Here is a 14,247-nt window from a genome sequence, read left to right as displayed (position 1 = left end):
TATTTTTTCTTTTTTGAAAAATTTATACATATTAAAATAGTGATTTTCAATTAGTTGGAATAAAGTCTTACGTCTTGAATCTAGCAGCGCAGCGATCTTATATCTTTTGTCGGACGACAATGATTTATTAGTTCTTTTTCAAGAATGATACTTAGTATGAATTTTATTTGAGAAAACTCTCCTATTTTGGAGCTTAGAGAAAAATCAATTAAAGTACCAAAAACTCGAAGAAGTGAAGTAAAGAGAGTTTTAAATTTGCAAAGACATCAGGATAAATGAAAGCGCCGAGGAGAGAATAGAAAAATTTCGGCTAAATTTACAAGAAATTTAGAGCTAAAAAATCAAATTTTTAACCAAAACCAACCTATGAGTGATTCCAAAATAAGTATTTCCGGCAATTATTTGATAAAAATGTTCCTTATTGTTGGAAGTATTTTGACTATTTTTTATATTGGATCCGGCATTATATTGCCCCTGATCGTTGCTGCAATTATTGCTATTCTTTTAGACAAACCCAACAAAAAACTAAAGCAGTGGGGATTGCCAAACTGGTTGTCTATAACATTGTCTATTATTTTAATGATAGTGATTTTTGTATTGCTTACATGGCTAATAAGCTCACAGATAAATACGATGGCAGGCGATTGGCCTACAATAAAGGAAAAAGCTACTGAAAAACTGAATGGCTTTTCTCAATGGGCTAGCAAAAATTTGAATTGGAATTACAAGGATTATATCGCAAATAACAAAAGGTTGATTGAAAAAGCGGAAAGTCTGGCAGGTTTCTTTTTGTCTTCTATAATGGGTTTGCTGTCACAAGCACTTTTAATTTTTGTGTATATAGTCCTCTTATTGATGCAGAAGAAAATGTTTATCAATTTCTTTAAAAAACTTAGTTCGAACCCTTCTGCAATGACATCCCTTTTAAGAAACTCAGCACAAATAATTAGTGATTATCTTTTTGGGAAAGCTAAGATTATGGTTTTTTTATTCGGTATCTATTATCTTGGTTTTAGCCTAGGTTCTGTTCCTTATGCACTGTTTTTGGCTGTATTTGCAGCGCTTTTTTCAATAATACCTTATGTTGGTAATATTATAGGCGGCGGTATTGCAGTAATCTTGTCGTTTTTGTACTCAGGCGCAACCCCTGCACTTATTGTAATTGGTGTGATTTCCGTAACGCAATTAGTGGAAAATTATATTCTTACTCCTTGGATTATAGGTAACGAAACAAACTTGAATCCGTTTATCACGGTGTTTGGTATTATTCTTTTTTCGGCGCTTTGGGGAATTGTAGGTGCCATTATTGCACTGCCCATAATCGGTGTTCTGAACGTCATATTCGAGCATACTAAAGGAATGGAGGCCTATGCATATTTAATTGAAAAAAAGGAACAATAGCTGTGTTTTCAACTTTATATTTTCTACTTAAATAGAGCGAGGTGCGCGATAACATTCCATTTATATCAATTGAGGAGATGGGCATGATAAGCGGAAATGGCTTTCAATCAGGGTATTATTTTAAGTATTAAGAAATGCTGTGATCGAGCCATGCAAATATCTTAGAGTATACCTTTTCTCTCACTGCCTTTTTTGAAAGAACCAAATCGTGCATTCCGTTTTCAATTTCCAGAATACTTACTCCACCGTTCAATTTGTGGGCATTTTCTTTAATATGATCCACATTCAAAACAGCATCTCCTTCTTTAAATTTCTCAGACCAATATTTTTCGTAGACAGAATTATCGCTGTGCATCACAAGTGTGGGTACATTGACAATGGATTTGTTTCGAATATTTAATTGTGCTCTTCGAATAGTTCTAATGAAACCAAGATTCACTTTCGGAATATTATGTGGTTTCCAAAGAAGAGAATAGTTCCATTCCCCATATTTTTCTATATGAAGACTATATCCATAGAGTTCTGAAAACCCTCCTGATATAGGAATATTAGGCAAATATTTACCAATAAATGAAAGTATTGGGATACCAACTGTCCTCTCTAAGTAGTTTAAATTAAATTCATAAAAAGGACTGTTACAAATCAACCCATGAAATAACTTGCTATTTAAATGAGTAACAGCGTAATTGGTGGTTATAAGCCCTCCGGTTGAATGCCCCATTAAAATTACTTGATGGTTGTTTTCAGATTTAATGATTTGCAAGGCAAGGTCTAATTCTTCATCATATTCTAAAATGGAACGGACGTTATTAAATTTTTGATGACTCAGGTAAGATCTCCCATACTTTCTTAAATCCAGTGCATAAAAATTATATCCTTGTTGGTTAAATCTTATAGCCAATTCCTTCTGAAAGAAATAATCGTTGAAACCATGGACATAGAGGATTGCCTTCTCTAATTTATTATCGGAAATTCGACGTATTAATGTAGCAATCACTTCACCTTCATAATCATTGGAAAGCTTTAGTTTCAGTTTTTTAAATCCATCACCCAGAACATCAGGATGATATTCCTGGGGTGTATTGTCCATAGATTTATTTTCTTGCATTTTAATTAGTCTTGTACTGTCGTTAGTGAGTTTTTTGGATTTTTACGATACCTATATATTTTAAGTTGAAGCAATAATAGCATAGCAATAAAGGTGATAAAAATAATGATTAGTAAAATATTGATTTCTGGAGCAATGGAGGATATGTCCCCGCCGTAAAAAGCTATTTTTCTAAAAGCACTTAAGAACTGTGTCAACGGAATAAATTGCGCTACACTAGATATAGCATCAGGAAAAGCTAAGCTTGGCCATGTGAATCCACTAAGAACAAAAGCAGGAGTAGAAATAACCATTAAAAGTTCTGTCGCTTTTAATTGACTTGGAATAGCAATTGAAAACAACATTCCTATAAACATAGAGGCTAATGATAAGAGCGATACTAAAATTAGCATGGGAAAGTTAAATACATCTGCATCAATTTGAAAGTAGGGGATGAACATGCTTATTATGGCCCACATTATTGGTATCATCAATAGGAATGGAAAAGATTTAACTGCAATATGATATATAGAAAACTTGCTTTCCTGAATTAGATTTCCAAAATAGCCGTCTTCAAAATCCCGGGAAAAAACCAAAGCCATGGCCAAAAAGATAATTTGCTGCATAATAGCTGCGAGCATTCCGGGCAACATAAATGTTACATAGTTGCCCGTAGAATTATATAGTTTATTAAAATTGATCTTAAAACTTTCATATGCCGCAGCAGCTTGAGTAGGATGAAGCCCGGTTTTTTTTAGACCTTCTATTTCAATACCTGCATTTAGTGTCATTAAAACAGATTGTATGCTTTTGCTGGCAGTGTTGGCATTTACCATATTTGCCATATTCAAATCAACTCGTATTTCAGGATGTCTTTTTTGAAATATATCGGCTTCAAAATTAGTTGGCAGCGTAATAACCGCAGCATATTGTTCCGTTGGCATTTCAGCTAAAATATTTCCGGGAGTATAGCGAACATCGCTAACCAATAAAACTTCATTATCTGAAAAAGCATCAATTATCTTATCTGAAGTAGGGCTGTTGTCCTGATCTACTATGACTATAGGTAAGTCTACTACTTTCCCTTGTTGATAAACATAACCAAATATAAATCCATAGAATATAGGTGCTCCAATAAAAATGGCAAGCAACACGTTATTTGAAAAAATACGTGAGAACTCTACTCTTACCAGTCTAAAAAAATCTTTCATAGCTTTTATTTCTTAATAAGAATGGTTGCATTTAGAAAAAATGATTGATCAGCTCCATTTGAAGTAGGAACAACTTTCAATTCATATATGGATTCGGATAGCTGATATAAAGGCGCAGTGCTTGTAATATCAGCATAATTAGCCAATTGTTTTATAGTAGCAATTTCACCTTCCGTTTCTTGATCTGTAAATGGGTTGACTAACGTTATTTTTTCACCAACTTTAAAATCATATATTTTTGATTCTGGCACTGTAAATCTAAAATACAAGCTACTTTTTTGATAACCGTTGAACAATGTAAAACCAGGGGTTAACAATTCACCTTCTTGAAGACTTATAGTCTCAATGGTCATATCTGTAGGTGCAATTAAAAATTTTTCGTTTGCTGCAGAAAGTACTTCTTCTTTAGCACCTACAGCCCGATCTAACTGACCTTTAGCTTGATCAATTTGCTCAACTCGTGCACTGTTGTTTACTTCCTTGCGTTTAGCATTTAATGATGCAACTTGTGCCTTTGCCATTTCGAGCTTCATTTTTACTTCATCAAATTGCTGCAAACTTACCAGAGAGTCTTTGTACATGGCTTGCAGTCTATTATAAGATTCCTGAGCAAAGTTTAATTGTGCTTTTCCTGCATCAATTTGACCATCAATTTGATTTAATTGATCTGCAGTTGCACCATTATAAGCCATATTTAATTGACCTTTTGCGGAAGTTATAGCGCCTTCGGCCTGCATCATTTTTGCATTCACCTCCGGAATATCCATATATGCCAGCGTATCTCCTTTTTTTACTGTTTGGCCTTCTTCAACGTAAATTTCGCTAATCCTTGCGGCAAGTTTACTACTTACTGATATAGTTTCAAACTTCACCTGTCCTCTGTAATCTGTAATTGTATCATCATTTCCGCAGGAAATTAACGACATCATTAAGATGGAAAGAATACTTATGTTTGTAATTGAATTCATTTTTAAAATTTTATCAGGTTATTTTAGTAATTAAGTGTTCCTTTAGCATTAAGAAGATTTGTAACAGCTCTTCGTTGATCATAATATGATTGTTGTAATTTAAAATTTGCTTTTTCCACATCATTCAAAGCATCTAGTACCTCTTTTATCGAAGCGAGATCATTTCTATATTGCTTATCAATCATTTCATAAGTGTCATTTGCCAGTTCAATTTCTTTCTGGATCATTTCAGTATTTTGTAAGGAAGCTTCATAGGATAATTCCGCTTTAATGATGCTTAAGGCGATCATTTCATCGGCTTCTTCTAATTGCTGTCTATATTTCTTAGCTTCTATTAATGATTTTTCACTTTTTAAATGAGATTGGTTACCGTCAAATACATTCCATTTTACACCAACACCTAAATACCAAACTGGATCTAACAAGGATAGATCTTCTTCTAAAAATTCATAATGACCTTTTAAAGCAAGCTTAGGTATAAAATTGCTTTTTTCCATTTTAGCTTTATAAAGTGTTGCTTTTTCGGCCTCTTCAAGAGCTTTAATTTCGTTTCGCTTTTCAGTCTTTGATAATGAGTCTGCAGTAAAAGGTTGTAACTGGGGATTAAGCAGCGTTAATTTCTCCTTGCTTTCATTAGTGAGTTGGTGAAGTACTTCTATTAATAACTTTTTATTCTGATTAAATTCCAACATTTTTCCGGCCAATTGTTGCTGTGCTAGTTCAATTTTCTTTCGGCCAATGGGTGTTGCCAAACCATATTCTATGGCCTTTCTCACGTAATGTTCTTGTTCGTCCAAGAAATTTTCAGAAGTAGTTAGTACACGTTTAGATGCATAAACCAATGCGAGTTTATCATAAGTCTCTATTATTTGTAAAGCTATTTTATCCTTTTCGGCCATAGCCAAATAATTTATAGATGCTTCTTTGTGCTTACTTGCCTTAAGTGCATTGCTGGCTTCAAATCCGCTAAATAATACCCAATCTACATCCATAGAAGATTTCAGGATATTCTTGTTTTGCAAATCTGGAACAGGAGCTAGGGGAATGCCAGCAGGGAATGGACTATTAAATGCTATACCGGCAGCCTCTTTAATTAGCAGCTTTTGTGTTGAGATTAAAAGATTTTGAGTGTCTTCATCAAAGGAAATATTATCATCTAATCTGGTATAACTTCCATTAAATGTAACTTTAGGCAGGAAAACAGACTTAGCCAATTTTTGATCTACTTGAGCTTGCTCTGCATTAAAATATTGGATTTTAACACCGTGACTTTTATTAAGGCCTTTATTTATAAGATCCTTAAGTTCAGGGTCTAGTTGTTGAGCTATAGAAATTGATGAAAAAAAACATGCAAAAGCAAGAAGAATTATGCTTAGTCGTGATTGGTTGTTTTTCATAATAGATAATTTTATTATTAATAGTACAAAGGTATTAGAGATGCTATTAATTTCTTTTGACCTATATCAAAAAGTGAAAATCATCCGTCTTAGGGTGAACCGTTACTTCTTATGCGGCTAAGTGTTTCTTGGGACATGCCCAGATATGAAGATATATAGCCTAAAGGAACACGATGCGAAATTTCAGGATATTCAGTAAGCATATAATTATAGCGCTCTTTTGCTGTTTGGAACTGAAGTGCATTAAGTTTTTGGACAAATTTGGCAAGCGTTTCTATGGTTAAAAGTCTGACAAATTTTTCCATATGGTGATATTTAGCTAGCAAGAAGTCCATTCTTTCTTTAGTAATACTGTATAAAACTGAATCTTCTATAATGTCTATAGAATAAAAACTTGGGCTTTGCTGGAAGAAGCTGTCTACACTAGACATAAAGCTTCCATTTCCAAAAAACCATTGAGTCACTTCTTTCCCATCATTTTTTAGGTAGAAACTTCTTCCAATACCCTTATCTACAAAATATAATTTATTGCAAACCTTACCCTTATTCAGTAGCACCTCATTTTTTTTGACATTTTCTTTTTCAAATTGAGCTAGAATTTCATTGAGTTCGTCGTGAGAAAAAGGCACGGACTTTAGAAGGGAATCAGTAATCATAAATACTATTTTGTGAATTTTCGCCCTGATATATGGCTACAGGTTAAAATCGTTTTTTAAGCTGCTAAATCTCTTTTGGAGTGCTTAGACCCGTGTTAGATAATCTTTTGTTTCTACCATAACCCTTGTGTTCATTATGCCTTTAGGTTTATATTTACTGACCCATTCTTTAATGGTCGAGGGTGCAATCCCATAGAGTTCTCCTAATTCATACTTAGTATGTTTTCCAGCACTTAGTCTAGATGAGATTTTTAATTTGAATGGTTCGCTGTAACATCTAGTTAATCTGTCATTTTTATATATAACTGTTTAGAATTATGTAGCCTTTATTCCGCACGAGTCAAATGAAACTATATTAAATCCATGAATTTCCGTAATCGCACTTTTCAACCACTTTTGGGTAAGTATTGTTACGGTCTGGTTTTATTTGTCTTTTTTAATATGTGCAGTTATGGCATAAGCAAACGCAAATCCAAACAATAAGGTAACTATTCCTGCAAAATATGGTATAAATTCAATCATTTTTCTTTATTTATTAGATGTAAGTATATTCCAAAAGACAGTAATGAAGGAACCCAGAGACCAATAAAAATAGCTTGGTTTTGGTGGCCACTAAAAAATAAAATCTCAGAATAAATAAGCGAAAGTATTGCTGCTAGAAAAAGCAACTTGTCGGTTAAGTTAAATTTTTTAAACATTTTTTTACTTATGATAATTTCCTAATCATTTGGCTTTTCGGTTTCGCCCCGTTTTTTAAGTGATTTCTAGTCTCCACTTTTATGAATTTAAAGATACATGTTTTTGCCACATAGATTATTGGTCCACGCTTTTTTTGACCATTAAATTTGTTTCAACTTATCGAAGTGTTTTATATGCTTTAATGACTATTGGCATTTTTACTCAATTTATGTTTTTGACATGAAAAGCATAAATATAATAGTCCATATTAAACAGGTAACTAATTTTGTTTATTCGTGTTTCTTTTCAGCTTGTTGCCAATGGTCTTGCCAAGCGCAAGAGGCATGGAGCAGGGGTGAGTACCAATAGCTAGCTTAGGTTTGAATTATTATTTTTAAAGTGAAAAAAGGTACATAATTATATACCTGCTATTTGAAAGTAACTGATGTTGGCAATCCCTATTTTTAAAATGTGAATATGAACTTGGCTCCCTTTGTTTGTTCTGACTCTGCTTTTAGTGAGCCACCACTATTTTCTATTAGTTTCTTTACTGTTGCCAAACCTATTCCGTTGCCTTTCATACCAAACCTATCTTCATTTCCAAGAACTTCAAAAATATCAAAAATATTTTCCTGATGTTCTAAAGCTATTCCTAATCCATTATCCTGAACATAAAACTCGTAATGTGTTGTTGAAGCTGCCAGCCCAATTACAATTTCAACATTTTTCTTATCATTATATTTGATCGCGTTAGTAATAAGATTTATCAAAACTTGCTCAAGAGCAGCTCTATTTATTACAATATCAGTAATTGAAGAATTTAATTTAAGTTTCAAATTTCGCTCTTAAACAAAAAGTCCAGAAAAGTCATCTATTAAACTGTTAATATTTATCTGGGATTTATTTTCTTTTAATACATTCTCGCTTCTACTGTATTCTAGTAATCTGTCAATAAGTTTTCCTAGTTTATCTCTGGATTTTGCAATTAAGATGATGATTTCCTTGCCCTCATTATCAACCTGAGACCTATAATTTTCAGAAAGTAATTGTGACAGCCTGTTAATGCCATTTAGTGGAGATTTAAGGTCATGCGCAGCGACATATGCAAAACGCTCTAATTCTAGATTTTTTTCTTCTAAATTTAGTAAGGTTTTTTCTAGGGTCAATTTAGTTTTTCTGAGATTTAATATATTCATCACCTGACGTCCTAAGGCTCTCAAGGATTTTATCTGACTTTGACTTAATAATTTTGGTTCGTGGTCAATCACGCACAAATTGCCAAGAGGAAGCCTATTATGGCTGATTAAAGGAACACCGTCATAGAATATCACGTTAGGGTCGCTGGTTACTAATGGATTATCATAAAATCGGTCATCTCTCCTGGCATCTGGAACAATGAATACATTTTCTTGATCATTTATAGCATGAACACAAAAGGCATAATCTTTTGGTGTTTCTGTTACGTCTATGCCATGATGAGATTTAAACCATTGACGCTTATCGTCAATTAAACTAATTAAAGAAATTTCAGTACCACATATTTCTGCTGCAATAGCAGTTATATCATCATAATCAGTTTCTGAAAGAGTATCGAGTATAGAATATGATTCTAAGTCTTTTAATCTCTCTCGTTCTCGTGTACTTCTGGTTTTAACATTATATATGTTTAATGATTACCAAAGGTCTTGGTTAATCCAAGATGCGTGCAGTAGGGACACTTAACGATAGTTCTCGCGATTTTAGACTTAGTGTTTTGATATTTGGACTAGAATATATCACTTTTCACTGAAATGCCAGCTTTTTGATATAACCGATCTTGTGCTGAGTTTTTATAATTCTTTTGTTACCAGATAAACAGTATATATCAAATAAAATGCTAATAATATTAATGCTTCCCATCTGTCAAGTTTTTTTCTTTTTCCTGTAAACATTGCAATTATTAGGAAAACTGTTCCTCCAATCAGTATAGCAAAATCTTGATTGAAAATCTGATTATATTTTATGGGATTTATTAAAGAGCTAATTGAAAGTATAAGCAAAATATTAAATATGTTTGAACCAACAACATTACCAATTGCTATGTCACTATTCTTTTTAAGGGCAGCAACTATTGAGGTTATTAATTCTGGCAATGATGTGCCAGCAGCAATTATGGTTAATCCAATTATTTTTTGACTAATTCCAAAATCTGTGGCTAAACCTATGCTATTATCAACAACTAATTTTCCTCCAATGATTAGTCCGCTAAAACCAATTAGAATTAAACTCCAAATCTTAATATTTGACTTTTGAGTATATGGAACTACTTCAGTTTTTTCCGTTTTCATTTGTTTAAATATATAGTACAGAAAACTTATAAAAGATAGGAGTAAAATAATTCCGTCAAGTCTTGATATTTCCGAGTTTTGATTGATAAAAAAATCGTTTGCAAGTCCAAATAAAACTACTGTAATTATCAGGGATATTGGGATTTCTCTCCAAGCGGTTGAAGATTGTACAGTAATTGGATAAACTAAACCAGCGATTCCTAAAATTATAAATAAGTTGAAATTATTACTTCCAATTACATTTGCCAAAACTATATCTGAAAGTCCGTCTAATGAAGCTACTGAATTAACAACTAATTCGGGTGCGGAAGTACCAAATGCGACAATGGTCAAACCGATTACCAAATCAGGAATATTGTACTTTTTTGCCAAGCCTGATGCTCCATCAACAAGCCAATTCGCTCCAAAAATTAAACCTGCAAATCCAACTACAATCAATACTAATGAAATAACCATATTATTGATTATTTATTTTTGTTGCTTTCTGTAGAAACACATTGTTGGGAATCATAATCTTTTCATTTGTATCTGTCTTCAAAATTACATAGAATAGTCCTATGTCGGACACTTGTCCTTTAATATCAAATTCCTTATCAATAATTGTAATTGATTCTCCCAATTTAACAGGATGGCTTATAAAAATGATTAGAGCAGAAGATATGTTAGAAAGTATAGACCATTGGGCAAATAATGCTATACCAACAACGGCGAGGACAGAAGTAATGAAAGTCAAAAGCTTTGCCTGCTCAACTCCCCAAATTGCTATTATTACAATTATAAGTGTTATAAGAATGAATATATTAATAAACTTTAAAATAGGTCTTACCCTGTATTTCGAATAATTATATGTATTCTGAATTTTTGCAAAAAATTTTATAGTTAAAATTCTGAAAATCAAGAAGGAGACAATTGCAATTATGGTTTCTATTATTCTAATTTCCATATAGATGACTTTTTAATTGGCTATTGCTTATAGAATATGCCTTGACGTTTCTCGGCAGTAACCTCTCTAAATTATTGATGGTTCTGGAAAATCTGTATAATTTTCTTAGAGTAGACAGAGCAAACCATAATTTATAAACCTTGTTTTCTCTTGGCTTAATAGTTTTTTAATGCTCCTCTTTATCTGATTTTAAAAATTTTAATCCAAGTGCAAATAGGAGAACAGAGATTGGAATTATCAAAAATTCCCATTTCAAATCGTTAATATTTTCGATTATGATCTCAAGAAAAATAACAAATAGAATAATAATAATGACTCTTGCAAGTACGGTTTTTAAATGTTCAATATTTGGTATACTAATCCATTTTAATACTCCCTTGTCTTCAATATCATTTTTATTAGAAATAAATAATGCAAAAATACCATAAGCAAAGATGAAAAATGCCAAAGCTATTAGGAATGTATCCAATGATTTCATTATATATATAGTTGCAATATCTGTGTAATGCAAATGTTCGCTCCCTTTCGGGATATAGTCAAAAAAAAGTATTTTAATTGCGTTATAGGTTTTCCAAGCACCAATAAAAAAAAGGAGTAAAGAACCTAATAAAGAACAAATAATTGCTATAAAACTAAAATAGCGAAACATATAAAATGGTTTTTTCATAATGTTAAATTTGGCAATGATGTATATGTTAAATTACCAATTTTAGTTGATGAGGCATAATTTTATTTGAAAGCTTGATTCTTGCTCTTGCGGCTAATAATGACTTTTTAGGTTTTGTATTGTTTTTTTTAAATTTCCAAGGCAACTTTATTTCAGTATTTGAACTCGTCAAATTTCGTATTTTAAGAAGGATATTTCTTTGGTGCAAAAATTTACTGCTTCAGTAATTCATGAGGAATCTGGCTTATATAGTGTTAGTAACAAGTATTTTTTCAAATCCATTTTTTAAATAGAAATTGTAAAAGTTTGAAGCTGCCATTTGATGAGGTCTTAGAATATTTTCTGCTCCATATTTGGTCATTTTCTGATAGTCTTTTTCGGTCAATGCTGTTATAAAGAGTTTCCCTCCATATTGGTTTGTTTTTAATGTATTCATCAAAATTAGTGAATGATCAATATCGGATATTGTACTTATAATATAACTACTACTTTGATAGGGAATTTGCTCAAGCAGTTCAGGGTCTTCTATATCACCATATTTTACATTTCTTCCTTTTTGCCTCCATTCTTTAATAGTTCTAGGGTCAAAATCAATACCTAAATAAGAAATATTAGGATGCTCGTCTAATTTTTCTGCAAGGCGGTAGCCAAATCTACCTAAACCGAAAATAATTACATCATACTTTTCTAAGCCTAAGTACAAACTATCATTTTCAGAAATCTTACTTCGTTCAAAAACAGAAAGAACAGGTGAAATAAAATTATATATCTGATGAGAATATAAAATAAGGTAGGTGGAAAGCCCGATTGTGATTAGACCTACCAAAGTGATCAGACCAACAATTTCATCTGTGATGTGCCCAACGGTTAATGCGAGGCTAGCAAAAATCAGTGAGAACTCACTAATCTGGGCAACGGTTAGTCCTGCGAGAAAAGATGTACGCTTTCTATACCCCATGATTCCCATTATAATTAATACGATAATAGGATTACCGATAAGCACAAATGTGGAAAATACAAGGGCAGAAGATACCTGACCCCCAATTAGGGAGAGATCCAGGTTGGCTCCCAGATTCACAAAGAAGAATAAAAGCAAGAAATCCCTCAGACTCACAAGACGACTGCTGAGTGCATCTTTAAAGTCTGCCGATGCCAGGCTTAAACCAGCAAGGAAAGCGCCTACTTCCCGGCTAAATCCAATAAGTTCACCGACTGAAGCAAGTGAAACTGCCCAAGCAATGGCAAAAAGTACAAGCAATTCTTGCGACTTTGCCAGTAGGTGACTTATCTTTGGAATGACCCATTTCGATGCCAAAAAAGTGAAGCCCAATAAGCCGATTCCGGCAATTAAAGTTTTGATAACATCCTGTGTGAGGGAGGTTTCATCGCCTTTTTGCATGGCAGACAAGATAATCATTGCCAGAATGACCACTATGTCCTGCACAATCAGAAATCCTATGGCGATCTGCCCATGAAGAGAATCAATTTCCTTTTTGTCTGATAATAATTTAACGATGATGATGGTGCTGGAAAAGGTTAGTGCAACTGCAATATAGAAGCTATGTAAACTTGAAAATCCTAATAATATTCCTATAAAATAACCAATAAGCGAGGTAAATATTACTTGACCCAATCCTGTGAGTAAGGCTATTTTTCCTACCGATTTTATTATTCTTAAATCAAGTTTGAGCCCAACAATAAAAAGGAGTAAAGCAATGCCTATTTCAGCGAGTAAGTGTACTTGGTCATGAGATTGAACAATGTCGAAGAAAGAGGGGCCTACAATAATACCCAAAGCAATAAACATCACGATTAACGGCTGTTTTAACAATTGTCCTAAAGCACCCAAAACAGCAGCTAGAGCCAATATGACCGTGAATTCAAAAAACGGATTACCTATAATGGAGTAGAGCCAATTCATTTTGAAATAACAATTAATGGAGTTTGCCCGCTATATACCAGTTCATTGATCATAAATTTTCTGAAAAGCTTGTCTTGAAGGGAGCGAGATCCTTGTTGAAGCACCAGAAAGGAATCGGGAGTCTTCTCTAGATAAGCTTTCAATCCATTAAATGCATCTTCTCCTTTGAATAAAGAAATGCTTGAATTATACGCATCATATTCTTTACGTAATCTGTTGAGTTGATCTTTAGCCTTATCTTCATTTTCACCATCTTTAACAATAGAAAAAAATTCCACCTCTTGAACTTTCCCGGCAAGTGTCCTTAGCATGTTGCTAAACTGGTGTTGATTTAACGGGAATAGGGGGTTGACTCCTACTAAAAGTTTTCTTGGTATAGATATGGGCATGTTTATCGGAACAGCTATGGTTAAATGATCAGAATTATCAATAATTGAAACGGTAGTGCTGCCAATGAATAGGCGTTTTAATGCACCAGTGCCCTTTAGCCCAGCCAATACCCAGTCAAAATAGCGATCGGCTTTAAGTTCATTCAGTATTGTAAGAATCGGTTTAGGGCTTACATGGATGGAATCTTCGCTAAAGACCCTGTTTTTAACCAACTTCCATAACTTGGCATGGGCTTCCTCCTTGTTAGTGCGCATTATCTCATCTCGGGTATCCTGATCGGTCATTCCTGGTACCATAGAGGTATATTTATGTATAAATAAGACCTTGGCTTTAATGCTTTCAGAAAGGCCAAATGCAAAATTGACTAGATTCTTGGAATGCTCTGAAAAGTCAACTAAAACTGTGATTCTGTTCATTTTGTCCATGTCTCTTGTTTTTGAACGGTTATTCAATATTACGGTTCCGACTAGGGGTCAATGCATGAAGCCTTAAGTAGGGGAAGCAATCCGATAGCTATAGAGATTGTCGGTTTAGTTGTTTTTTATATGGTCTCTTAATTATCACTTTATACTAAATTGCCTGGTATTTGCAATTAACCGGT

The 14,247-nt window shown here is 33.3% G+C and carries 13 protein-coding genes and 1 pseudogene; 1 reads left to right on the top strand and 13 read right to left on the bottom strand.

The genetic code is table 11. The annotated features are described in order from the left end of the window. Positions 1-366 precede the first annotated feature (366 nt). Positions 367-1,401 carry an AI-2E family transporter gene (locus ES724_RS14985; RefSeq protein ID WP_146934418.1) on the top strand — a complete coding sequence of 345 codons (1,035 nt, stop codon included), beginning with the start codon at positions 367-369 and terminating at the stop codon, positions 1,399-1,401. Positions 1,402-1,528: 127 nt separating this feature from the next. Here the strand turns inward: ES724_RS14985 and ES724_RS14980 are convergent, their stop codons facing one another. The 13 genes and pseudogenes from ES724_RS14980 to ES724_RS14925 form a co-directional block, all read right to left on the bottom strand. Then, positions 1,529-2,491, bottom strand: a complete 963-nt coding sequence (locus ES724_RS14980; RefSeq protein ID WP_211362773.1) for an alpha/beta hydrolase — start codon at positions 2,489-2,491, stop codon at positions 1,529-1,531. A gap of 23 nt (positions 2,492-2,514) precedes the next feature. Continuing rightward, positions 2,515-3,699: an ABC transporter permease gene (locus ES724_RS14975; RefSeq protein WP_146934413.1), complete on the bottom strand. Its 1,185-nt coding sequence runs from the start codon at positions 3,697-3,699 to the stop codon at positions 2,515-2,517. Positions 3,700-3,704: 5 nt separating this feature from the next. Beyond that, complete coding sequence (locus ES724_RS14970; protein WP_146934410.1) at positions 3,705-4,667, bottom strand: HlyD family secretion protein; 963 nt, start codon at positions 4,665-4,667, stop codon at positions 3,705-3,707. Between the two features lie 23 nt (positions 4,668-4,690). Continuing rightward, positions 4,691-6,064, bottom strand: coding sequence for a TolC family protein (locus ES724_RS14965; RefSeq protein ID WP_146934407.1), 1,374 nt, complete (start codon positions 6,062-6,064; stop codon positions 4,691-4,693). Between the two features lie 89 nt (positions 6,065-6,153). After that, positions 6,154-6,720 (bottom strand): Crp/Fnr family transcriptional regulator, encoded by a 567-nt coding sequence (locus ES724_RS14960; protein ID WP_146934404.1) that lies wholly within the window; start codon positions 6,718-6,720, stop codon positions 6,154-6,156. Positions 6,721-7,862: 1,142 nt separating this feature from the next. Continuing rightward, a complete protein-coding gene (locus ES724_RS16835) occupies positions 7,863-8,234 on the bottom strand; it encodes a sensor histidine kinase (protein WP_246136892.1) in 372 nt (123 codons plus the stop codon). Positions 8,235-8,243: 9 nt separating this feature from the next. After that, the gene (locus ES724_RS16830) at positions 8,244-8,564 is read right to left on the bottom strand and encodes a histidine kinase dimerization/phospho-acceptor domain-containing protein (protein WP_246136891.1); all 321 of its coding nucleotides are present in this window, start codon (positions 8,562-8,564) and stop codon (positions 8,244-8,246) included. Between the two features lie 36 nt (positions 8,565-8,600). Further along, positions 8,601-8,960: pseudogene (locus ES724_RS16825) on the bottom strand (GAF domain-containing protein); the annotation flags it as partial. 267 nt (positions 8,961-9,227) lie between these two features. Next, positions 9,228-10,181, bottom strand: coding sequence for a calcium/sodium antiporter (locus ES724_RS14945; RefSeq protein WP_146934401.1), 954 nt, complete (start codon positions 10,179-10,181; stop codon positions 9,228-9,230). Between the two features lies 1 nt (position 10,182). Continuing rightward, positions 10,183-10,668, bottom strand: coding sequence for a mechanosensitive ion channel domain-containing protein (locus ES724_RS14940; protein ID WP_146934398.1), 486 nt, complete (start codon positions 10,666-10,668; stop codon positions 10,183-10,185). A 166-nt stretch (positions 10,669-10,834) separates the two neighbouring features. Continuing rightward, positions 10,835-11,335, bottom strand: coding sequence for a YqhA family protein (locus tag ES724_RS14935; protein ID WP_211362772.1), 501 nt, complete (start codon positions 11,333-11,335; stop codon positions 10,835-10,837). A 244-nt stretch (positions 11,336-11,579) separates the two neighbouring features. Next, on the bottom strand, positions 11,580-13,256 hold the full coding sequence (locus ES724_RS14930; protein ID WP_146934392.1) for a cation:proton antiporter: 1,677 nt from the start codon (positions 13,254-13,256) through the stop codon (positions 11,580-11,582). After that, the gene (locus ES724_RS14925; protein ID WP_170249909.1) at positions 13,253-14,062 is read right to left on the bottom strand and encodes a universal stress protein; all 810 of its coding nucleotides are present in this window, start codon (positions 14,060-14,062) and stop codon (positions 13,253-13,255) included. The genes ES724_RS14930 and ES724_RS14925 overlap by 4 nt, the downstream gene beginning before the upstream one ends. Positions 14,063-14,247: the final 185 nt, after the last annotated feature.

The organism is Gillisia hiemivivida, assembly GCF_007997295.1.
GTDB classification, from domain to species: Bacteria; Bacteroidota; Bacteroidia; order Flavobacteriales; family Flavobacteriaceae; genus Gillisia; species Gillisia hiemivivida.
This window is presented reverse-complemented; position numbering and strand designations above follow the sequence as displayed.